The following is a 20,700-nucleotide window of genomic DNA, read 5'->3' as shown; positions in this document are numbered from 1 at the left end:
ACGGTGTACTTCGCCGCACTGCTCGCGCGCACCGAAGACGGGTGGGAAGCGAGCGATACAGAGCTCGACGACGTGGAGGCCCTGTCGGATCTGACCGACCTGGCCCGTGAAGCCTCGGCCGGTGCCGAGGACGACACAGTGCTCGTCTTCATCGAACAGGAGGACGCCTGGTTCGGCGTCGTCCGTGTGGACGGCGAGGAGGACCCTCGCATCTACGTCTCCGACGCGGCCGCGGCCGCCCGGAGTTCGTACGGCGAGATCCTGCTCACCGACGAACTGCTCGGAAAGGATCCCGACCAGGACGAGCTGGACGCCCTGGATCTCGACGGGACCGAGGACGGCGAGCCCGACCCGGCCGACGAGGACGAGGCCGGGGACGACGACGCGGCGGATCCCGCCGCCGAGGCCGTGCCCCCGGGCCCGATCGGGGACCGGCTGATCCTCGCCGACCTCGGAGTCTCCGAGAAGGAGCTCCTCGCCCTCGACCCCAACGACGCCCTCAGCGAGATCGCCGAGGTCCTGGGAGCGGCGGAGGTCCTCGAAACGGTCCGATAGCTCCCACCCGTCCACCATGTGCCCATTTCTCCACGACGATGCCGGTGCCGGCCGCGGTCGGCTACATTCCGCCCGTGAGCACCGCAGACCAGGCACCGGACCCCGTACGCGATCCCTGGCGGCAGGCCATGCGCCTCGCCGTCCGGGAGGCGCGGCTCGCCGCCGAGGGCGGTGACGTGCCCGTCGGGGCCCTCGTGCTCGCCCCGGACGGCACGACCGTGCTCGCCTCGGGGCACAACGAGCGCGAGGCGACCGGCGACCCGACCGCGCACGCGGAGGTGCTCGCGATCCGGCGGGCGGCCGCGGCGCTCGGGGAGTGGCGGCTCACGGGGTGCACGCTCGTCGTGACCCTGGAGCCGTGCACGATGTGCGCGGGCGCCCTCGTACAGTCCCGGGTCGACCGGGTCGTCTACGGGGCGCGCGACGAGAAGGCCGGGGCGGCCGGGTCCCTGTGGGACGTCGTCCGCGACCGGCGCCTCAACCATCGCCCCGAGGTGATCGAGGGCGTACTCGCCGACGAGTGCGCGCAGCAGCTCACCTCCTTCTTCCGAGACCGCTAGCCGGAGCCCCCGGAAGGCGCTCCGGACGGGCCTCCCGGATACGGATTTCAGACCACGGCCCAACTTGGGCTAGGATCTCTCTCGGTAGCGTGTCCGAGCGGCCGAAGGAGCTCGCCTCGAAAGCGAGTGTGGCGCAAGTCACCGTGGGTTCAAATCCCACCGCTACCGCTGACAACGCCCCTCTTGCCCGGGTCACCGGGAAAGAGGGGCGTTCTGCATGTCCCGCCATGTCCAGCCGCACGCAGACCGATCGGGCAAAACGCCCCGCCCACCGGGCCGTTGGCGCCGAAAACCGGATAACCGGCTGAACAGACGTCCGGGATACACTCACGCCCGGCACAGGGGTCACATGGGATACGGGCAATGGGGAGGCCAGAGCGTGGTGCAGACGAAAAAGATAGGTCTCTTCGTCGTCGTCGTGTTCGTCCTCTACGTGATCATCACCGACCCGGCCAAGGCCGCGGACTACGTCCAGATAGGCTTCGAGGGCGTCTCGTCCGCTGCTCAGAGCATCGGCGACTTCATGACCTGGGTCGTCAACGGCGGCGGGAACTGAGCGACCTCGTCAGCGTCTGCAAGGAGTGCCCGTGATCCGCCATCTGGTCCTCTTCAAGCTCAATGAGGGCGTCCAGCGCGACGAGCCTCGCGTCGTCGAGGGCGTCAAGGCCTTCCGCGCACTCGGTGAGCAGATCCCGGAACTGGCGTTCTGGGAGTGCGACTGGAACATCACCGACCGCCCCATCGCCTACGACTTCGCCATCAACTCGGCGGTCGAGGACACCGATGCGCTCAAGCGGTACATCGAGCACCCGGCCCACCAGGCGGGTGTCGCGCAGTGGCGCGAGTTCGCCACGTGGGTGATCGCGGACTACGAGTTCTGAGCGAATCGCACGCCGAAGCGGCCCTTCACCGGAACGGTGAAGGGCCTTTCTATGCCTTATGCCCCAACTTGCCCTTCAACACGTACTTATGCGGTGCTTGCACACAGTGCACCTGTCTTGTGATGCTATGACCGCTTTTGACGGATGAGTTGACGGACGAGCTGACGGAGACAGAGGTGGCGTTGACCGTGCCGGCCAGTACAGCGCCTCAAGCACCGCCCGCGAAGAGCCGGGGCGCCGACACCCGTGCGCTGACGCAGGTCCTCTTCGCCCAGCTCAAGGACCTGCTGCCGGGGACCCCCGAGCACACCAGGGTGCGCGCCGCCCTCATCGAGGCCAACATCCCGCTCGTGCGGTACGCCGCGGCCCGCTTCCGCAGCCGGAACGAACCGATGGAGGACGTCGTCCAGGTCGGCACGATCGGGCTCATCAACGCGATCGACCGCTTCGACCCCGAGCGCGGCGTCCAGTTCCCGACGTTCGCGATGCCGACCGTCGTCGGCGAGATCAAGCGCTACTTCCGCGACAACGTCCGCACGGTCCACGTGCCGCGCCGGCTCCACGAGTTGTGGGTGCAGGTGACCGGCGCGACCGAGGACCTCACCACGGCGTTCGGGCGCACCCCCACCACCGCCGAGATCGCCGAGCGCCTGCGCATCGGCGAGGACGAGGTGCTCGCCTGCATCGAGGCGGGGCGCTCGTACCACGCGACCTCGCTGGAGGCGGCCCAGGAGGGCGACGGTATGCCCGGCCTGCTCGACCGGCTCGGCTACGAGGACCCGGAGCTCGACGGCGTCGAACACCGCGATCTCGTACGGCATCTGCTCGTTCAGCTGCCCGAGCGCGAGCAGCGGATCCTGCTGCTGCGCTATTACAGCAATCTGACGCAGTCGCAGATCAGCGCGGAATTGGGCGTTTCCCAGATGCATGTGTCAAGACTGCTGGCCAGAAGCTTCGCGCGGCTCAGATCCGCAAACAGGATCGAAGCGTAACCGGAACGAGTGGAGTGCCCTTCTCGGCACTTCCCGGCCGGAATACGTCAGCTCCCCGCCACACCCCCCTTTTCCTGCACCGATTCACCCCTTCCATGTCGACATGTCACTACAGCGTGTTGCCGACATGTGACATTCTGCGGGAACCGCGTTTGCCGCAGCCCCGCCTCCGGTATTCAGGTGGAGGCTGCGTTCCTTCCAGACGGGAGCGCCCGCCGCGACCGTCCGCGACCTCAAGGGGGTGGCATGTCCGCAGTCCAGGGCAGCTCGAAGGTGCTCACGCTCAGCAAGAGCGCGTCAGCGCCCGACGTGCTTCACAGCCCGCCGGTATCCGGGGCTTCCGAAGCCATCGACACCCGCACCCTGTCCCGCTCCCTCTTCCTGCGGCTCGCCGCACTCGACGAGAACAGCCCCGAGCGTGGGTACGTACGGGACACCCTCATCGAGCTGAACCTCCCACTGGTCCGGTACGCCGCGGCCCGCTTCCGCAGCCGGAACGAGCCGATGGAGGACATCGTCCAGGTCGGCACGATCGGCCTGATCAAGGCGATCGACCGCTTCGACTGCGAACGCGGCGTGGAATTCCCGACGTTCGCGATGCCGACCGTCGTCGGCGAGATCAAGCGCTTCTTCCGTGACACGTCCTGGTCGGTGCGCGTGCCGCGCCGGCTCCAGGAGCTGCGGCTCGCCCTGACCAAGGCGAGCGACGAGCTGGCCCAGAAGCTGGACCGCTCGCCGACCGTGCCCGAGCTGGCCGCGGTGCTCGGCGTCTCCGAGGACGACGTGGTCGACGGGCTCGCGGTGGGCAACGCCTACACCGCCTCCTCCCTCGACTCCCCGGCGCCCGAGGACGACGGCGGCGAGGGCTCGCTCGCGGACCGTCTCGGCTACGAGGACACGGCTCTGGAGGGCGTGGAGTACCGCGAGTCGCTCAAGCCGCTGCTCGCCAGGCTCCAGCCGCGCGAGCGCCGCATCATCATGCTGCGCTTCTTCGCGAACATGACACAGTCGCAGATCGGCGAGGAGGTCGGCATCTCGCAGATGCACGTGTCGCGCCTGCTCACGCGGACGCTGTCGCAGCTCAGGGAAGGACTGATCGCCGACTGACGCACCGCGCGCGCCGCCGGTGCCGTTGGCAGGGTTCCGAATTGACGGACCGTCAGACACACTGGCGCGATGCGACGAGCATCGATACGCGGCCGCCGAGGCGCCCTGACGGGTGCGACGGCGGCCGTGGTCTGCCTGGGTGGTCTCCTTGCGGCGTGCGGGGGTTCCGGCGGCGGTGACGGCTATGTGGCGGTCGGCGCGGCCGGCGCCACGCCCGAGCGGACGCCGGGGCGCACGGTGGCACCGACCGGCGATGTGGAGCTGGTGCCGCTGGACGGGGCCGACTCGGATCCGCCAGGTCCGTCGGAGGGCGGGACGGACAGCGCCGAAGGTGGTACTGGCGGCGCCAAGTCTCCTGACAGCAGCGGCAGTTCGGCGGATACGGGCGCCGGGGCCGGAGCGGAAGCGGGTACCGACGGTGGCTCCGGGACGCCCGAGGCGTCGGGGCCCGACGGGTCCGGGTCGCCGTCCACCGGCGGCTCCGGCGCGGGCAGCTCCGGCGGCGGTTCCGACGGCAGCGGTTCCGACGGCAGCGGTTCCGGCGGTGGGGCGACGACCACGCCGTCCGCCCCGGGCACCGGCACCCCGAGCGGGCCCGCCGCCCTGAAGGTCGGGGACCCGGAGCGCAAGGCCGCGGACAAGCGGTGGTGCGAGGACGTGACCCTGAACTTGGTCAACACCGGTGGTACCGCGGTGCGTTCGGGCACGGTGACGTTCGGGACGCACATCATCGGCGCCCTCGGCATCGACTGGGCCACCGTCGAGTCCACCGAGGACCTCCCCGTGCCGATCGACGCGGGGAAGCGCAAGAAGAAGACCTGGACCGTGTGTGTCGATGCCTGGCGGGTGCCGCTCGGCATGCATGTGGAGACGCGGGACGTCTCCGTCAAATGGAAGTGAACGGCTCTCGCGCACATGAAAGCGAACGGCTCTCGCGCGAGAGCCGCGATGACCTACTTGAGAGCGAGCCAGGCCACGCCGGCCACGATGACGACGGCGAGCACGATGCCGAGGATCAGACCGGCGCCGGGTCCCGACTTCGCCGGAGCGGCCTGCTGGCGGGGCTGCGAGGCCGGTTCGTCGACGAAGGCGCGGAACATCTGGGTGCTCCCCGCGGGGTCGTAGTTGCCTTCGGGGGCCGGGCCCTGGGGGTTGTGTGCCATGGGGAAGGACCCTAGCGAATACGTGCGGGCAATGCCATACCCATGCTGAGCTGCAGCTTTACATGTGCAACCCCTCCCCTTTACCGGGTTTTTAGGCTCGTACACCCTTTTTCGTTTGCCTGCGGCAACCAACTGTCTCTATGGTTGCCCTAAGCAACGAATGTAGGAGGTGCCGTGGCGGAGCAGAGTCAGTACGAAGAGCTCGCCCGACAGTTCAGTGCCTTCGGTGCCGTCAAACGAGACCTCCAGCGGTCCCTGCCGCACGACTGTCCGGCCGGTTCGGCCGCGGTTCTCATGCTCCTCGGCCAGTACGGCGAGATGCGGATGAGCCGCCTGGCGGAACTGCTCGCCGTCGACATGTCCGTCACCAGCCGCCACGTGGCGCACGTCGCCGACCGGGGCTGGATCGACCGGTCCCCCGACCCTGCCGACAAGCGCTCCCGCATCCTCAGCCTCACCGAACAGGGCCTGAAGCAGATCGAGCTGCTCTCCGAGCGGTCGACCGAACTGCTCGCCTACCGGTTGAGCGACTGGTCCGACGACGAGGTCGGACAGCTGATCGCGATGATGAGCCGGCTCCGCGACAGCTTCGGAGACTGCCGGTACACACCGGGGCTCGCGCAGGCGCTTCCGGACGCCACCGAAGAGACCACCCGTACACCCGCGTAAGTAAAGGAACCCCATGGCAACAACCACACCAGCAGGTGTGCGGGGCAGCCACGCCAAGCATGGAGGCGCAGCCGCCCCCGGCAGCGGCGCTCCGATGACGCACAAGCAGATCATGGAAGCGCTGTCCGGGCTGCTGCTCGGCATGTTCGTCGCGATCCTGTCGTCGACGATCGTCACCAACGCGCTTCCCGAGATCGTCGGCGACCTGGGCGGCGGCCAGTCCGCCTACACCTGGGTCGTGACCGCCTCGCTGCTCGCGATGACCGCGACGACGCCCCTGTGGGGCAAGCTCGCCGACATCTTCAGCAAGAAGGCGCTCGTACAGATAGCGCTGATCGTCTACGTGGGCGGCTCGGTCGTGGCCGGCCTCTCGCAGAGCCCGAGCATGCTGATCGCCTGCCGCGTGGTGCAGGGCATCGGCGTCGGCGGTCTGTCCGCCCTCGCGCAGATCGTCATGGCCGCGATGATCTCCCCGCGTGAGCGGGGCCGTTACTCCGGCTACCTCGGTGCGACCTTCGCCGTCGCCACCGTCGGCGGCCCGCTGCTCGGCGGTGTCATCACCGACACCTCGTGGCTGGGCTGGCGCTGGTGCTTCTATGTCGGCGTGCCGTTCGCGATCATCGCGCTCATCGTCCTGCAGAAGACGCTGAAGCTCCCGACGGTCAAGCGCGACAACGTGAAGGTCGACTGGGCCGGTGCCTTCTTCATCACCGCCGCGGTCTGCACCCTGCTCCTGTGGGTGACCTTCGCCGACGACAAGTACGACTGGCTCTCCTGGCAGACCGGCGCGATGGTGGGCGGCGCCGCCGTCCTCGCGCTGATCTTCATCTTCGTGGAGACCAAGGCCGCGGAGCCGATCATCCCGCTGCGGCTCTTCCGCAACCGCACCATCACGCTCGCCTCGATCGCCTCGCTCTTCGTGGGTGTCGCGATGTTCACGGGCACCGTGTTCTTCTCGCAGTACTTCCAGCTGGCGCGCGGCAAGTCGCCGACGATGTCCGGTGTCATGACGATCCCGATGATCGGCGGCCTGTTCATCTCGTCGACCGTCGCGGGCCAGATCATCACCAAGACCGGCAAGTGGAAGGCGTGGCTGGTCTCCGGCGGCGTGCTCATCACGGCGGGCCTCGGACTGCTCGGCACGATCCGCTACGACACCCCGTACTGGCACGTCGCGATCTTCATGGCCCTCATGGGTCTCGGCATCGGCATGATGATGCAGAACCTCGTGCTCTGCACCCAGAACCAGGTCGCTCCGCAGGACATCGGTTCGGCCAGCTCCACGGTCACCTTCTTCCGCTCCCTCGGTGGTGCGATGGGTGTCTCGGCGCTCGGTTCGATCATGTCCACGCGCATCACGCACTACGTCAAGGACGGCCTGGCCGACCTCGGCCCCAAGGGCGCTGCCCTGGGCCACGGCGGCACCGGCGGCGGCGCCATCCCGGACCTCGACAAGCTCCCCGCGCCGCTGCGCACGATCATGGAGAGCTCGTACGGGCACGGCATCGCGGACGTGTTCCTGATCGCCGCCCCGATCGCGCTGCTCGCGCTCATCGCCACGCTGTTCATCAAGGAGATTCCGCTGCGTACCTCGAACTCCCAGGCTGTTCCGGCCGCCGAGTCCGAGTCCGAGGCGGCTGCGGTTGCGGCTGCCGGTGCTCCCGAGACGGAGGAGCTCGTTCCGGCCATGGCGGCCGCGGTCTCCGCGCCCTCCTCGGACGGCTCGGCCCAGCGTCTCCAGGCGGTCGCCACGACGGCGGGCAGCGTCCCGGTGACGGCGTCCGCCGGTGGCGGCACCCCGGTCCGCGGCTTCGTCCGCGGCTCCGAGAGCGCCCCGGTCGCACGGGCCGCGGTCACGCTGATCTCGCTCGGCGGACGCCAGCTCGGCCGCGCGGTCTCCCAGGGCGACGGCGCCTACGGCATCGACGCCCCCGGCGCGGGTTCGTACGTCCTGATCGCCTCGGCCGACGGTTACCAGCCGCAGGCCTCCACGGTCGTCGTCGGCGAGGAGCCGGTCGCGTACGACATCCTGCTCAGCGGCACCAGCGGTCTGAGCGGCGTCGTGAAGTCCCTGGACAGCAAGCTGCCGGTGCCCGGCGCCATGGTCATCGTGACCGACGTCCGCGGTGACGTCCTGGCCACCGGACTCTCCGGCGAGCAGGGCGAGTTCACCTTCGCCGAGCTGGTCCCGGGCGCGGTGACCGTGGCGGTCAACGCGGCGGGCCACCGTCCGCTCGCGCTGCCCGTCGAGGTCGGCGGCACCGGGGTCACCCGGGTCGAGATCGAGCTGCGCTCCGGTGCGCAGGTCTCCGGTGTGGTCCGGGCCGCGGGCGGTGCGCTGAACGACGCGCGGGTCACGCTCGTCGACGCGGCGGGCAACGTGGTCGCCACGGCGACGACCGGCCACGACGGCGCGTACGCCTTCACCGACCTGGACAGCGGCGAGTACACGGTCATCGCGACCGGCTACCCGCCGGTGGCCACCGGTCTGACGGTCAACGGCGGCGGCGCCGAGGGCCACGACATCGAGCTCGCCCACCCCGGCGAGTGACGACCCCGGGCGGGGGCGCGCTTCGAGCGGAGACGCGCCCCGGCCCGGTAGTGGGAAAAGGACCCCGGAACCGGCGGCGGCACTACGGCAGGGGACGGCCGGCCGCCACCGGACCGGGGTCCGGCCCGTTTACGGGCCATCGACCAAAGGGGCCTCAGCCATCGATTCGAGGGCCCCAGCGGCGGGCGAACACGCCCGCGAGAGCGGCGCCGGTTTTCCGGCGCAAGGGAGAAACATGGGACTGAGCGCGCGGATCCGTACGAGGGACGGATGGGCTCTGCCGCACGCCGTCGTGACGGTGACCGACATGACAGGTGCGCAGGTGCTGCGGGCCGAGGCCGACGACGAGGGGGCCGTGCACGACGCGGTGACCCTGACCCCGGGCCCGTACGTGGTGATCGTGACGGCGGTCGGTTACGCGCCGACGGCGTCCACGGCGATGGTGACGGCGAGCGGCCGTGCCGACGTCGGCACGGTGGTCCTCGCCCGGCAGGGCGGCGCCGAACTGCCGCCGCCCGGGCCGTGGACGATCGACCCTGTGCACTCCTCGGTGGGCGCGGTCGCGCAGCACCTCGGCATTTCGAGCGTGCACGGCCGGTTCACGGAGTTCGGCGGGCGCATCGAGATCGCCCAGGACGTGGAGAAGTCGCGGGTGGAGGCGGTCATCAAGGCGTCCTCCATCGACACGGGCAACGGCATGCGGGACGGACACCTGAAGACGTCCGACTTCCTGGACGTCGAGACGTTTCCGGAGATCACGTTCCGCTCGACCGGCCTGGAGCCGGCCGGGTCCGACCGCTGGACGGTGCACGGCGAGCTGACGCTGCACGGCGTCGTACGGCCGGTGGACCTGGACCTCAGCTACCTCGGCACGGGCGCGGACCCGTGGGGCGGCACCCGGGCGGCGTTCCGGGCGACGACCGCGCTGAAGCGCGAGGACTTCGCGATGAACTACAACCAGGTCGTCCAGGCGGGCATCTCCGCGATCGGCACGACGCTGAAGGTGGAGCTGGACATCCAGGCCGTGCAGGGGGACTCGCTGCCGCAGGTGTGAGCGGGGGTTCGAGCACGGGCGCCCGGACCGTCGTAGGGTGCTGGGCATGGCACCCAGCATCGCGACCAACACCCGTGTCTCCCTGGACGAGTTGCTCGACTTCGTCCGCCCGCGCCACCGCGCGCTCCTGCTGACCGCCCGCGCCGACGGAACCCCGCAGGCCTCCCCCCTGACCTGCGGGGTCGACGACTCCGGGCGGATCGTCGTCTCCACCTATCCCGAACGCGCCAAGACCCGTAACGCCAAGCGGAATCCGCGGGTGAGCGTGGTCGTCCTGAGCGACGACTGGAACGGCCCATGGGTGCAGATCGACGGCACCGCGGAGGTCCTCGACTCGCCCGAGTCGGTGGAACCGCTGGTCGAGTACTTCCGCAACATCTCGGGCGACCACCCGGACTGGGACGAATACCGCGCCGCGATGGTCAAGCAGGGCAAGTCCATCATCCGGATCACACCCGAGCGATGGGGGCCCGTGGCGACCGGCGGGTTCCCCGCGCGTCTCGCGTGAAGTTCTAGGCCGAGGCGTTCCGCTGGGCCGCGACCATCGTCTCGATGCCTGCCACCAGCAGGTCGAGCGCGATCTGGAAGTCGGCCTCGCGGATGTCCTCCACCTTGTGCCCCTCGGTGCCCGCCATCAGCGCCCGTGCGTTCTCGTAGTCCTCGGCCATTTCCGGGGCCAGTTCGCCGAAGGCGCCCATCGCGTGGTGGTAGTACTCGTCCTGGGTCATCCCGGCGTCCACGCAGCGCTGCACGAAGTGGCCCTCGATGGTCCCGTACCCGTACACGAACTGGAAGACGGCGGCGATCGCGCCCCGCTGGCCCTGCAGGGTGAGGCTGGTGTCCTCGATGATGCGCTGCACCTGGCGCGAGAACGCCAGCGAGTGCGGGCCGATGTTGAGGAAGTGACCCGTCAGCGGGGAGGTCCAGGGGTGGCGCACCAGGCTCGCGCGGTACACCCCGGCGAGCTGCCTCAGCGGGGTGCGCCAGTCGCCGCCCGGGGCCGCGGGCTCGGGCAGTTCCATCTCGCCGAAGACGTGGTCGAGGGCCAGCTCCAGGAGGTCGTCCTTGGTGTCGACGTACCAGTAGACGGACATCGCGGTCACGCCGAGCTCGGCCGCGAGGCGCCGCATCGAGAACTTGGCGAGGCCCTCCGCGTCGAGGAGTCGCACCGTGGCCGCGGTGATCCGCTCCCGGTCGAGCGTGCTGGGCGCCTCGCTTCTGCGGGTACGCGGCGTCTTGCCCTCCAGCCAGACGCTCGTCCGCGCCGGACGCCCCGCGCGGTCGGCTGCCTTCGCCATGGCGCACTCCCAAAGTCCTCGTACCGGCCCGGTTCCGGCAGCGGACCGGAACGGCCCGGTCCGCCACCACCGATGCTAAGTGCAGCTACGCCGCGGCCTTCACCGCTGAGTCTGCCCGCTCCGCCCTCCTGAGCAACGCCGCGGCCAGCAGGCCGCCCACGAGCACGGCGACCGCGCCGACCAGCTGGCTGGTCTCCAGACCCGAGGAGAACGCGTCGGCGATCCGCTCCCGCTCAGCCCCCGACTCGGCCGCGGCGAGCGCGGCCGGGAGCGAGGCCGCGGAGACGGATACGAGCGCGGCGAACCGGGAGTTCAGCACGGCGCCGAGAACGGCCACGCCGAGACCGTTGCCGAACTCGGCGAGCGTGCCGTTGACTCCGGCGCCGACGCCCGCCTTCTCCGGCGGGATCGCGCTCATGATGGCGTTCGCCATGGCGGGCATGGCGATGGAGATGCCCGCGCCCATCACGACGAGGCCGAGCAGCATGCCCCCGTAGGAGTCCCCGCCGAGCAGAGCGATCGCGGCGAGACCGGCCGCGAGGCACGACATGCCGGTGGCGATGGTCGCGGGGGTGCCGAGCTTCGGCAGGATGCGGGCTCCGACGCCGGTGAGGTTGAGGACGACGACCGTCAGGGCCATCGGCGCGGTGCGCAGACCGGCCTCCAGGGCCCCGTAACCGAGCACGAACTGGAGGTGCTGGGTGAGCAGGAAGAGCGAGCCGCCCATGCCGAAAGCGACCAGGATCGCACCGGCGACGGCGCCGGTGAACTGCTGGTTGCGGAAGAAGTGCATGTCCAGCATCGGATACGGGATGCGCAGCTCCCACACGACGAACGCGGCCAGGACCACGAGGCCGACCAGCCCGGAGATGCCGACGTGCGCGGACGTCCAGCCGTGCTGCGGGCCCGAGATGATCGCGTAGACCACGCCGGTCATACCGATCGTGGACAGGAGCGCGCCGACCAGGTCGGGGCGGTCGCCGAGCGGATTCTTGGACTCGGGGACGAGCGCGATGACCGCGATCAGGCCGACCACCGCGACCGGGATGTTGATCAGGAAGATCGCGCCCCACCAGAAGTGGTCGAGCATGACGCCGCCGATGAGCGGGCCCGCGGCGAAGCCGAGGGAGTTCACGGTGGCCCACAGGCCGATCGCCCTGACCCGCTCCTTGTCGTCGAAGATCTGCACGACGACGGCGAGCGTGGTGGTCATCAGGAGCGCGCCGCCGACGCCCATGCCGGCGCGCGCGGCGATCAACTGCCCGGTGGACTGGGCGAGTCCGGCGACCAGCGATCCGGCGCCGAACAGGACGAGCCCGGCCGCGAGCATCTTCTTGCGCCCGTAGCGGTCGGAGGAGCTGCCCGCGGTGAGCAGCAGTCCCGACTGGACCAGCGAGTACGCGTTGATCATCCACTGGATGTCGGAGGTCGAGGCGTCCAGCTCCCGGGTGAGGGAGGGGATCGCCACGTTCAGGACGGTGTTGTCGAGCAGCACGGTGAGCTGGGCGAGGCAGATGACGCCGAGGATCAGCCAGCGCTGCGGGTGGCCGCCGCCGGTGGCGGCCGTTGAGTTCTCGGCGGTCGTCGCCGTCATGTCCAGATTCCCCTATACGGTGTATGTCGAGTGACGTCGTACACCGTATAGCCGTCCCCGCGCGGCGGCCAAGTCACTTTTCGACGCCTGACACCCGCTAGCGTTCTCCCGCTGAAACCTGATGAGTGAGGGGTCGGATGTCCAAGCACCGCCGCACACCGCACGTTCTGCTCGCCGCCGGGCTGTTGGGGGGACTCGCCGCCGCGCCGCCCGCGCAGGCAGCCGGGGGACCGTCACCTGTCCCGCTGCGCATCGCCACGTACAACATCCACGCCGGTTCCGGCATGGACAACGTCTTCGATCTCGACCGGCAGGAGACGGCGCTGCGCGCCCTTCACGCCGATGTGATCGGGCTCCAGGAGGTCGACGTCCACTGGGACGCCCGCAGCCAGAACCGGGATCTGGCCGAGGAGTTGGCGGACCGGCTCGGGATGCATGTGTCGTTCGCGCCGATCTACAGCCTCGACCCGGTCGAGGAGGGAGGGCCGCGCCGCGAGTACGGGGTCGCGATCCTGTCCCGGTATCCGGTCCACGGCGCCGTCAACCACGAGATCACCCGCCTGTCGACGCAGGACCCGAACCCGGTCCCCGCGCCCGCGCCCGGCTTCGGGGAGGTCGAGCTGAAGGTGCGCGGGGTGCCGGTCCAGGTGTTCGTGACGCACCTCGACTACCGGTCCGACCCCTCGGTACGGGCCGCACAGGTCGCCGACACGCGCAGGATCATGGCCGCGGAACGTACGTCGCCCAGTGACCGCCAGATCCTGCTCGGCGACTTCAACGCTGAGCCGGACGCGCCCGAACTCGCACCGCTGTGGAAGGAACTGACGCCCGCCGACCCGGGGGCGAACACCTTCCCGGCGGCGGATCCGGTCAAGCGGATCGACTACGTCGCCGTGGGCGAGGGGGTCCGGGTACGCGACGCGGCGGTGGCCGAGACTCTCGCCTCGGACCACCGCCCGGTTGTCGCCGATCTGGCGCTGACGCGTAAGAGCCGTCAGCTCTTGGGCTTCGTCAGGTCGTAGAAGGTCGCGCTGCCCACGGTGACCTTCGTGTAGTTCTTCTCGACCCAGGACTGGATCTTCGAGGCGGAGCCACTGCCGCCGCCCATCCCGCCCATGCCGCCACCGATGAAGTAGTGGATCTTCCCGTCCTCGACGTAGCTCTTGAACTGGGCGAGCGTCGGGGACGGGTCACTGCCGTTGAAGCCGCCGATCGCCATGACGGGCTTCCCGGTGGAGAGCTGGTAGCTCGCCGCGTTCTGCGAGCCGATGGCCGCGGCGGCCCAGGTGTAGTCGTCCGCGTTCTTCCCGACGAGGGCCTTGGCCTTGGCGCTGACCTGGGCGCCGTTGAGGAGACCGCCCATGCCGCCGCCGCCCGCGCCACCGCGTTCCCCCATGCCGGCGCCGCCGGGCAGGGTGCCGGTGCCGCCGGGCATGGCGCCCGGGCCGCCCTGCTGCGTGCCGTTGCCTGTGCCCTGGTTCTGGCCCTGACCGCCCTGGCCCTGGCCGGGCATGCCGCCGGTCGGGGGCTGGCCCATGCCACCACCCTGCTGGCCCTGCTGACCCTGGCCGGCCTGCCGGCCCTGGCCGTTCCGCTGACCCTGCTGGCCCTGGCCGGGCGGCTGCATCCCGCCGCCCATGCCGCCTTCGCCGCCACCGGGGCCGCCGCCCCGGCCGCCGCCGCCCATCATGCTCGCCCCCGCGGGACCGGCCGTCACGATCGACCCGCTGTGTCCGGTGTCGAGCGTGCTGACGGTGTACGCGGTCGGCCCGGCCAGCGCGGCCACGAGGCCCACCCCGGCCGCACCGAGTGCCAGTTGACGGTTCAGCCGGCCCGCGACGGCGAGGCCGAGGCCCGCTGCGACACCGCCGACGAGGATCACCCAGCGCAGCCACGGCACATAGTCGGGCGTCCGGTTCAGCAGGACGTACGACCACACGGCCGTCACCGCCACCGTGCCGCCGAGCGCGGCGGACGCCGTGAACCTGGCCCGTTCCTCCCACAGCACGCTCGCGCCCATGCCGACGAGCGCGGCCGCGTAGGGGGCGAGGGCCACCGTGTAGTACTGGTGGAAGATCCCGGCCATGAAGCTGAAGACGACCATGGTCATCACCAGCGAGCCGCCCCACGCGAGGAACGCGGCGCGTGCCGTGTCGGTCCGCCGCGCCTTCCACGTGACGACGACACCGGCGACGAGCAGCAGCAGTGCGGCCGGCAGGAGCCAGGAGATCTGGCTGCCGATCTCGGAGTTGAACATCCGGTCGATGCCGGTCTCGCCCCACTGGCTGCCGCCGCCCATTCCGCCACCGCCGCCGCCGACGCTGCCGGTCTCCTCGCCGTTGATCCGGCCGAGCCCGTTGTAGCCGAAGGTCAGTTCAAGGAACGAGTTGTTCTGGGAGCCGCCGATGTACGGGCGCGAGGACGCGGGCCACAGCTCCACGACCGCGACCCACCAGCCGCCCGCGACGACCGTCGCGAGTCCGGAGAGCAGCAGTTGTCCGATCCGCTTGAGCGGCCTGCCCGGCGCGAACACCGCGTACAGGACGGCCAGCGGCGGCAGGATCAGGAACGCCTGGAGGGTCTTGGCGAGGAACGCGAGGCCGACGGCGACACCCGCCCACACCAGCCACTTCGTCCGGCCGTTCTCCATGCCGCGCAGGACGCAGTAGACCGTGACGGTCATCAGGAGCGCGAGCAGGGCGTCCGGGTTGTTGAAGCGGAACATCAGGGCCGCGACGGGCGTGAGCGCGAACGCCGCCACCGTGAGCAGCCCGGCCGCCGCGCTGAACCGGCGCCGCACGGCTGCGTACAGGACGCCCGCCGTCGCCACGCCCATCAGGACCTGCGGGACGAGGATCGCCCAGGAGCCGAGGCCGAAGATCCGCACCGAGAGCGCCATCGGCCACAGCGACGCCGGGGGCTTGTCGACAGTGATGGCGTTGGCCGAGTCGAGCGAGCCGAAGAACATCGCCTTCCAGCTCTGGCTCCCGGCCTGCACGGCCGCGGAGTAGAAGGAGTTGGCGTAGCCGGAGGCGCTCAGGTTCCACAGGTAGGCGAGCGCCACGACGAGCAGCAGGCCGAGGAACGCGGGGCGCGCCCAGCGCGGGTCGTCGGCCCGGCCGCGCCAGATCCGGGTGAGCGGGGGCTGCTTGGGGCGGCCGTGCCCCTGGCCCTGCACGGCCGGTGCGGCCGGGGGCGGTGGCAGCGCGGGTGCGTCGGCGGGGAGGTGGGGCAGGGTCATCGTCCGGTCCTCAGTTCGTGGTCGTACGTGGCTCGGGAGGCGTCCGGCGCACCGGGTACGGGGGGCGCGGGCGGGGCCGGCGGCTCGGGGAAGACCCAGGCCCGGAAGAGCAGGAAGCGCAGCACCGTCGCCGCGAGGTTGGCGGCGACGAGCACCGCGAGTTCCATGGAGTGCGCCGGGTCCGCGGAGGCGGCGCCGAGCGCGGCGAGCGAACCGCTGGTCAGGACGAGCCCGATCGCGAACACGACGAGGCCCTGCGCCTGGTGGCGGACGGCCCGGTCGCGGCCGCGGACGCCGAAGGTGAGGCGCCGGTTGGCGGCCGTGTTGGCGACGGCCGAGACGAGCAGGGCCAGTGCGTTGGCGACCTGCGACCCCGTGAACGTACGGAATCCGGAGTAGAGGAGCAGATAGACGAGGGTCGACAGGGCGCCCACGACGCAGAAGCCGACCAGTTGGCGGGCCAGTCCCCGGGGCACGCCCGGGACCTGGCGATCGCGCGGGTCGTCGCCGAAGGGGCGGGCGAGCCGGTCCAGGGGGAGCGCGCCGACCGCGAGCGCCCGGCCCACGCGCCACACACCCTTGAGGTCGTCGGTGGCCGTCTTCACGATGTGCACCGTCGAGTCCGGGTCGTCGACCCAGTCGACCGGCACCTCGTGGATACGCAGCCCGGCCCGCTCGGCGAGGACGAGCATCTCGGTGTCGAAGAACCAGCCGCTGTCCTCGACGAGCGGCAGCAGGACCCGCGCCACATCGCGCCGGATCGCCTTGAAGCCGCACTGGGCGTCGGAGAAGCGGGCCTGGAGGGAGCCGCGCAGGATCAGGTTGTAGGCGCGGGAGATGAACTCGCGCTTCGGCCCGCGCACCACGCGTGAACTGCGCGCGAGGCGTGAGCCGATCGCCAGGTCCGAGTGGCCCGAGATCAGGGGCGCGACCAGCGGGAGCAGCGCGTTGAGGTCGGTGGACAGGTCGACGTCCATATAGGCGAGGACGGGCGCGTCGGACGCGGACCAGACGGTGCGCAGAGCGCGCCCGCGGCCCTTCTGCTCCAGGCGGGCGTTCCGCACCTCGGGAAGCGCGGCCTCCAGGGAGGCGGCGACGTCCGGGGTCGCGTCCGTGGACGCGTTGTCCGCGATCGTGATGCGGAAGCGGTAGGGGAAGGTCCCGACGAGGTGCCGGTGCAGCCTGCGCACGCAGGGACCGAGGTCCCGCTCCTCGTTGTAGACCGGGATCACTACGTCCAGAACCGGTGCATCGCCCACGCCGGCCGGGAGGTGCTCCCGTGCAGGCAGCACCCCCAGGGAGGGGTCGGTGCCCGGAGAAGAGTCGGTTCGCATGACACCGACATTCGCCAACTGCCCTGTCAGGCCAGTGTGGTGAGACTGTGGCCCGCCTGTGAGTACGCGACGGGTTCGGCACAGGCCGGCAGATGGACGGTGAACACGGTCCGGCCGGGCACGCTGTCGACGGTCACGGCGCCGCCGTGCGCGGCCGCGACCGCCTGCACGATGGCGAGGCCGAGACCGGTCGAGCCGTGGGCCCGGGAACGGGAGGTGTCGCCGCGCGCGAACCGCTCGAAGACGTGCGGGAGCAGCTCGGGCGGGATGCCCGGCCCGTTGTCCTGCACGTCCAGGCAGACCCACGGCCCGTGCCGGTGCACGCGCGCGGTCACGGTGGTGCCCGGCGGCGTGTGCGTACGGGCGTTGGCCAGGAGGTTCACGAGCACCTGATGGATACGCGGCCCGTCGGCGAGCACGAGGGCCGGGTCGTCCGGCAGTTCGAGCCGCCACGCGTGGTCCTGGCCGGCCGCGCGGGCATCGCTCAGCGCGTCCACGACCAGCGGCGACAGGTCGGTCGCCTCGTACGACAGGGGGCGCCCGGAGTCGAGCCGCGCGAGCAGCAGCAGGTCCTCGACGAGTCCGGTCATGCGGTGGGCCTCGGACTCGATACGGCCGAGCGCGTGCCGTGTGTCGGGCCCGGTCTCCTCACGGCCGCGCCGGGTGAGCTCGGCGTACCCGCGGATCGAGGCGAGGGGGGTACGCAGCTCATGACTGGCGTCCGCGACGAACTGACGCACACGCGTCTCGCTCTGCTGGCGCGCCTCCAGCGCTCCGTTCACATGGTCGAGCATGCGGTTGAGGGCGGCGCCGACCTGGCCGACCTCGGTGCGCGGATCGGCCTCGGTGTCGGGGACCCGTTCATGGAGGGCCACTTCGCCGCTGTGCAGGGGGAGTTCGGAGACGCGGGTCGCGGTGGACGCGACCCGGCGCAGGGGCCGCAGGGCCACGCCGACCATGGCGGCGCCGGCGAGTGACGCGGCGACGAGACCGGCCGCGGTGACGCTGACCTCGACGACGATGAGGGTGCTGAGGGTGTCCTGCACCTCGGCCTCGGGCAGGCCGACCATGGTGTTGCCGCCCGGCTTCGAGGAGATCCGGTAGTCGCCGAGTCCGGGCACGCTGACGCTGTGCGTCCCCCCGTCCTGCGGCACGCTCTCCAGCGCGGTGATCTGCGCGTCCGTGAGCGGGACGACCGGGTTGTCCCGGTCGGCGACGCTCTTCGCGGCCTCGGTGACGCTTCCGTCGGACCCGACGAGGGCGCCGATGGTGCCCGGCCTGCTCGGACCGCCGAGGAAGCTCAGGCTCTGCGCCTGCCGCTCCGGGCCGGGTCCGGTGGACTGGACGACCGCGCCGTGCACCTGCTTGTCGAGCTGGTCGTACAGATAGGTGTGCAGCGCGATGGTGGTCACCGTTCCGATGACGGCGCACACCAGGGCGATGAGCGCGACAGCCGTGATGACGAGTCGCTGGCGCAGACTGCGTGGCTGCCGCCGTCCGCTCATGACGCGACAGGCACTGCGGGCTTGATGAGATATCCGGCGCCGCGCCGCGTGTGGATCATCGGCTCGCGCCCGGCGTCGATCTTCCGGCGCAGGTACGAGATGTACAGCTCCACGACGTTGGCCTGGCCGCCGAAGTCGTAGCTCCAGACGCGGTCCAGTATCTGCGCCTTGCTGAGGACCCGGCGCGGGTTGCGCATCAGATAGCGCAGGAGCTCGAACTCGGTGGCGGTCAGATGGATGCCGTCGCCGCCACGGGACACCTCGTGGCTGTCCTCGTCGAGGGTCAGGTCACCCACCACCAGCACGGACTCGCTGCGCCGGTCGGTGGCGCCCGAGCGGCGGATGAGGCCGCGCAGCCGGGCGACGACCTCCTCCAGGCTGAACGGCTTGGTCACATAGTCGTCGCCGCCGGCCGTGAGCCCGGCGATCCGGTCCTCGACGGCGTCCTTCGCGGTCAGGAACAGCACCGGCACGTCCTGGTGCTCGCGCCGCAGCCGGCCGAGCACGGACAGGCCGTCCATGTCGGGCAGCATCATGTCGAGCACGATGGCGTCGGGCCGGAACTCGCGCGCGGTCTGCACCGCGCCCATCCCGTCCCCGGCACTGCGGATCTGCCAGCCCTCGTAACGCAGGGCCATGGAGAGCAGCTCGCTGATCGCCTGTTCGTCGTCCACGACGAGGACCCGGACGGGGGTCCCGTCCGGCCTCAGCAGTTCGGTACGCCCCTGGGGCGAGGTCGCGGTCATGTTGCACACCCTGCGCGCCCGCTCTGAGAACCGGCTTTCGGCCACCTGTGAATTCCCTGAGAAACGCACAGCGGCCTCTCAGGAACGCCGGTCCAAGGGGTTACGCCATGGAGTCAAGGCCGAACAGCCGTGCCCCGTTCCCGTGGCACACGGCCCGCAGCCACTCCTCCCCGAGGCCGAGCCGCTCCAGGGCCTCCAGCTGGTGGACATAGGGGTACGGAATGTTGGGGAAGTCGGTGCCCAGCAGGATCCGGTCCCCGAGACCGGCGAGCCGGGCGAGCTCTGCGCACGGGAACGGGGAAAAACGCTCACTGAAATCGGTGAACGCCATCGTCGTGTCGAGGCGCACCTCCCCGTACCGCTCGGCCAGGTCGAGGAAGTCCGTGTACTCGGGCATCCCCATGTGGGCGACGATCACCGGCAGCCGCGGATGCCGGGCGAGCAGCCGGGCGACGGGCTCGGGCCCGGTGTGCTTGCCGGGGGCGGGCCCGGAGCCGCAGTGCATGACCACGGGGACACGGGCCTCGGCGAGCATCCCCCACACGGGGTCGAGCAGTGCGTCATTCGGGTCGTACGCCCCGACCTGCACATGTGCCTTGAAGACGCGCGTGCCCGCCTCGATCGCCTCGCGCACGTACCGGTCGACGCCCGGCTCGGGGAAGAACGTCGACGTGTGCAGACAGCCGGGCGTCCGGCGCGCGAAGTCGGCCGCCCATCCGTTGAGCCACTCGGCCATGCCCGCTTTGTGCGGATAGAGCATGGAGGTGAAGGCCTCGACCCCGAACTCCCGCAGCCGCGCGAGCCGCTGCGCCTCTTCCTCCCGGTACGCGATGGGCCAGGCCATCCCGGTCAGCGGCCCCGCCGCGTCGAAGTACTCCCACACCTTCTTCAGGACCCGCTCGGGCATGAAGTGCGTGTGCACGTCGACGAGTCCGGCCAGGCCGTGCCGCTCCCGGAACCGGGCGACCCGATCAGTCTCACCGACGCCCGCCGTGCCGGTGTCCGCACCGCCCGGCGCGCTGTTCGCCACGCCGCCCTCCGTACCACTCTCCGCGTTACTCTCCGCGCTCAAATCCCTGGCTCCGCTCGACCTTGGCGACATGGAGGGAGTACCTCTCGTACCACTCGGCGCGCCCGCGCCGCTGGGCCTCCCGGTGCTCCCCGTTCCCGGCCCACTCCCTGAGGCCTTCCTCGTGCCGGAAGTAGGAGACGGTGATCCGCAGCCCGCCGTCCGAGACCGCGGAATCCTCCCCCAGAAACCCCGGTATCTCCCTGACCAACTCGGACATCCGCTCGTCGGCCGCCGCGTACCCGTTGTCTCCGGGCGTGCGCACCGAGGTGAACACGGCGACGTAGTAGGGAGGTTCGAAGACGGGCACGGGCCGGACGGTACGGGCGGGACCGGAACCGCCCTCCGGCCCGACAGGCGCTACTCCGTGATCACTCATGT

The 20,700-nt window shown here is 70.7% G+C and carries 21 protein-coding genes and 1 tRNA gene; 13 read left to right on the top strand and 9 right to left on the bottom strand.

What is annotated here, in order from left to right; genetic code table 11:
* The first annotated feature begins 3 nt into the window (after positions 1–3).
* From ACZ67T_RS10425 to ACZ67T_RS10390, 8 genes are all read left to right on the top strand, one after another.
* A complete protein-coding gene (locus ACZ67T_RS10425) occupies positions 4–555 on the top strand; it encodes a tRNA adenosine deaminase-associated protein (protein ID WP_469982982.1) in 552 nt (183 codons plus the stop codon).
* 38 nt (positions 556–593) lie between these two features.
* The gene (tadA, locus tag ACZ67T_RS10420; protein ID WP_469982981.1) at positions 594–1,115 is read left to right on the top strand and encodes a tRNA adenosine(34) deaminase TadA; all 522 of its coding nucleotides are present in this window, start codon (positions 594–596) and stop codon (positions 1,113–1,115) included.
* An 83-nt stretch (positions 1,116–1,198) separates the two neighbouring features.
* Positions 1,199–1,283 (top strand) — tRNA-Ser (locus ACZ67T_RS10415).
* Positions 1,284–1,494: 211 nt separating this feature from the next.
* Entirely contained in the window at positions 1,495–1,671 is a 177-nt protein-coding gene (locus tag ACZ67T_RS10410; protein ID WP_100599122.1) for a hypothetical protein, read from the top strand.
* A gap of 31 nt (positions 1,672–1,702) precedes the next feature.
* Positions 1,703–1,996 carry a Dabb family protein gene (locus ACZ67T_RS10405; RefSeq protein ID WP_469982980.1) on the top strand — a complete coding sequence of 98 codons (294 nt, stop codon included), beginning with the start codon at positions 1,703–1,705 and terminating at the stop codon, positions 1,994–1,996.
* Positions 1,997–2,172: 176 nt separating this feature from the next.
* Positions 2,173–2,988, top strand: a complete 816-nt coding sequence (locus tag ACZ67T_RS10400; RefSeq protein WP_356277391.1) for an RNA polymerase sigma factor SigF — start codon at positions 2,173–2,175, stop codon at positions 2,986–2,988.
* Between the two features lie 246 nt (positions 2,989–3,234).
* On the top strand, positions 3,235–4,095 hold the full coding sequence (locus ACZ67T_RS10395; protein WP_469982978.1) for an RNA polymerase sigma factor SigF: 861 nt from the start codon (positions 3,235–3,237) through the stop codon (positions 4,093–4,095).
* A 69-nt stretch (positions 4,096–4,164) separates the two neighbouring features.
* Positions 4,165–4,995, top strand: a complete 831-nt coding sequence (locus ACZ67T_RS10390; protein ID WP_469982976.1) for a hypothetical protein — start codon at positions 4,165–4,167, stop codon at positions 4,993–4,995.
* A gap of 53 nt (positions 4,996–5,048) precedes the next feature.
* On the opposite strand, the gene ACZ67T_RS10385 is transcribed toward ACZ67T_RS10390, so the two are convergent.
* Positions 5,049–5,258, bottom strand: coding sequence for a hypothetical protein (locus ACZ67T_RS10385; RefSeq protein WP_469982975.1), 210 nt, complete (start codon positions 5,256–5,258; stop codon positions 5,049–5,051).
* 174 nt (positions 5,259–5,432) lie between these two features.
* Between ACZ67T_RS10385 and ACZ67T_RS10380 the strand changes: the two genes are divergently transcribed.
* The 4 genes from ACZ67T_RS10380 to ACZ67T_RS10365 all read left to right on the top strand — a co-directional run bounded on the left by ACZ67T_RS10380 (position 5,433) and on the right by ACZ67T_RS10365 (position 10,040).
* Positions 5,433–5,927: a MarR family winged helix-turn-helix transcriptional regulator gene (locus ACZ67T_RS10380; protein WP_469982973.1), complete on the top strand. Its 495-nt coding sequence runs from the start codon at positions 5,433–5,435 to the stop codon at positions 5,925–5,927.
* A gap of 94 nt (positions 5,928–6,021) precedes the next feature.
* The gene (locus ACZ67T_RS10375; RefSeq protein ID WP_469983099.1) at positions 6,022–8,478 is read left to right on the top strand and encodes an MFS transporter; all 2,457 of its coding nucleotides are present in this window, start codon (positions 6,022–6,024) and stop codon (positions 8,476–8,478) included.
* Positions 8,479–8,713: 235 nt separating this feature from the next.
* Positions 8,714–9,532, top strand: a complete 819-nt coding sequence (locus tag ACZ67T_RS10370) for a YceI family protein (RefSeq protein ID WP_469982972.1) — start codon at positions 8,714–8,716, stop codon at positions 9,530–9,532.
* A 46-nt stretch (positions 9,533–9,578) separates the two neighbouring features.
* Positions 9,579–10,040, top strand: coding sequence for a PPOX class F420-dependent oxidoreductase (locus ACZ67T_RS10365; RefSeq protein WP_469982971.1), 462 nt, complete (start codon positions 9,579–9,581; stop codon positions 10,038–10,040).
* Between the two features lie 4 nt (positions 10,041–10,044).
* Here the strand turns inward: ACZ67T_RS10365 and ACZ67T_RS10360 are convergent, their stop codons facing one another.
* Positions 10,045–10,830, bottom strand: coding sequence for a TetR/AcrR family transcriptional regulator (locus tag ACZ67T_RS10360; protein WP_469982970.1), 786 nt, complete (start codon positions 10,828–10,830; stop codon positions 10,045–10,047).
* Between the two features lie 85 nt (positions 10,831–10,915).
* Positions 10,916–12,424: an MFS transporter gene (locus ACZ67T_RS10355; RefSeq protein ID WP_469982969.1), complete on the bottom strand. Its 1,509-nt coding sequence runs from the start codon at positions 12,422–12,424 to the stop codon at positions 10,916–10,918.
* A 137-nt stretch (positions 12,425–12,561) separates the two neighbouring features.
* Between ACZ67T_RS10355 and ACZ67T_RS10350 the strand changes: the two genes are divergently transcribed.
* Positions 12,562–13,446, top strand: a complete 885-nt coding sequence (locus ACZ67T_RS10350; protein WP_469982967.1) for an endonuclease/exonuclease/phosphatase family protein — start codon at positions 12,562–12,564, stop codon at positions 13,444–13,446.
* Here ACZ67T_RS10350 and ACZ67T_RS10345 read toward each other — a convergent pair.
* The 6 genes from ACZ67T_RS10345 to ACZ67T_RS10320 form a co-directional block, all read right to left on the bottom strand.
* Positions 13,419–15,665, bottom strand: a complete 2,247-nt coding sequence (locus ACZ67T_RS10345; RefSeq protein ID WP_469982966.1) for an ArnT family glycosyltransferase — start codon at positions 15,663–15,665, stop codon at positions 13,419–13,421. The genes ACZ67T_RS10350 and ACZ67T_RS10345 overlap by 28 nt on opposite strands.
* Positions 15,662–16,999 carry a bifunctional glycosyltransferase family 2/GtrA family protein gene (locus ACZ67T_RS10340; RefSeq protein ID WP_469982964.1) on the bottom strand — a complete coding sequence of 446 codons (1,338 nt, stop codon included), beginning with the start codon at positions 16,997–16,999 and terminating at the stop codon, positions 15,662–15,664. Before ACZ67T_RS10340 ends, ACZ67T_RS10345 begins: the two co-directional genes overlap by 4 nt.
* A gap of 26 nt (positions 17,000–17,025) precedes the next feature.
* A complete protein-coding gene (locus ACZ67T_RS10335) occupies positions 17,026–18,504 on the bottom strand; it encodes a sensor histidine kinase (protein ID WP_469982962.1) in 1,479 nt (492 codons plus the stop codon).
* Positions 18,501–19,250: a response regulator transcription factor gene (locus ACZ67T_RS10330; RefSeq protein ID WP_469982961.1), complete on the bottom strand. Its 750-nt coding sequence runs from the start codon at positions 19,248–19,250 to the stop codon at positions 18,501–18,503. Before ACZ67T_RS10330 ends, ACZ67T_RS10335 begins: the two co-directional genes overlap by 4 nt.
* A 100-nt stretch (positions 19,251–19,350) precedes the next feature.
* The gene (locus ACZ67T_RS10325; RefSeq protein WP_469982959.1) at positions 19,351–20,280 is read right to left on the bottom strand and encodes an amidohydrolase family protein; all 930 of its coding nucleotides are present in this window, start codon (positions 20,278–20,280) and stop codon (positions 19,351–19,353) included.
* Between the two features lie 25 nt (positions 20,281–20,305).
* Positions 20,306–20,629: an antibiotic biosynthesis monooxygenase family protein gene (locus ACZ67T_RS10320; RefSeq protein ID WP_469982957.1), complete on the bottom strand. Its 324-nt coding sequence runs from the start codon at positions 20,627–20,629 to the stop codon at positions 20,306–20,308.
* Between the last annotated feature and the right edge of the window lie 71 nt (positions 20,630–20,700).

This window comes from Streptomyces sp. NPDC107517, from assembly GCF_055582645.1.
This window is presented reverse-complemented; position numbering and strand designations above follow the sequence as displayed.

Coding starts and splice junctions, on each gene's coding strand:
- ACZ67T_RS10365 (WP_469982971.1), top strand. CDS start 9,579: ATGGCACCCAGCATCGCGACCAACACCCGTGTCTCCCTGGACGAGTTG.
- ACZ67T_RS10360 (WP_469982970.1), bottom strand. CDS start 10,830: ATGGCGAAGGCAGCCGACCGCGCGGGGCGTCCGGCGCGGACGAGCGTC.
- ACZ67T_RS10340 (WP_469982964.1), bottom strand. CDS start 16,999: ATGCGAACCGACTCTTCTCCGGGCACCGACCCCTCCCTGGGGGTGCTG.
- ACZ67T_RS10390 (WP_469982976.1), top strand. CDS start 4,165: ATGCGACGAGCATCGATACGCGGCCGCCGAGGCGCCCTGACGGGTGCG.
- tadA (WP_469982981.1), top strand. CDS start 594: ATGCCGGTGCCGGCCGCGGTCGGCTACATTCCGCCCGTGAGCACCGCA.
- ACZ67T_RS10330 (WP_469982961.1), bottom strand. CDS start 19,250: ATGACCGCGACCTCGCCCCAGGGGCGTACCGAACTGCTGAGGCCGGAC.
- ACZ67T_RS10385 (WP_469982975.1), bottom strand. CDS start 5,258: ATGGCACACAACCCCCAGGGCCCGGCCCCCGAAGGCAACTACGACCCC.
- ACZ67T_RS10350 (WP_469982967.1), top strand. CDS start 12,562: ATGTCCAAGCACCGCCGCACACCGCACGTTCTGCTCGCCGCCGGGCTG.
- ACZ67T_RS10345 (WP_469982966.1), bottom strand. CDS start 15,665: ATGACCCTGCCCCACCTCCCCGCCGACGCACCCGCGCTGCCACCGCCC.
- ACZ67T_RS10375 (WP_469983099.1), top strand. CDS start 6,022: ATGACGCACAAGCAGATCATGGAAGCGCTGTCCGGGCTGCTGCTCGGC.
- ACZ67T_RS10355 (WP_469982969.1), bottom strand. CDS start 12,424: ATGACGGCGACGACCGCCGAGAACTCAACGGCCGCCACCGGCGGCGGC.
- ACZ67T_RS10335 (WP_469982962.1), bottom strand. CDS start 18,504: ATGAGCGGACGGCGGCAGCCACGCAGTCTGCGCCAGCGACTCGTCATC.
- ACZ67T_RS10395 (WP_469982978.1), top strand. CDS start 3,235: ATGTCCGCAGTCCAGGGCAGCTCGAAGGTGCTCACGCTCAGCAAGAGC.
- ACZ67T_RS10370 (WP_469982972.1), top strand. CDS start 8,714: ATGGGACTGAGCGCGCGGATCCGTACGAGGGACGGATGGGCTCTGCCG.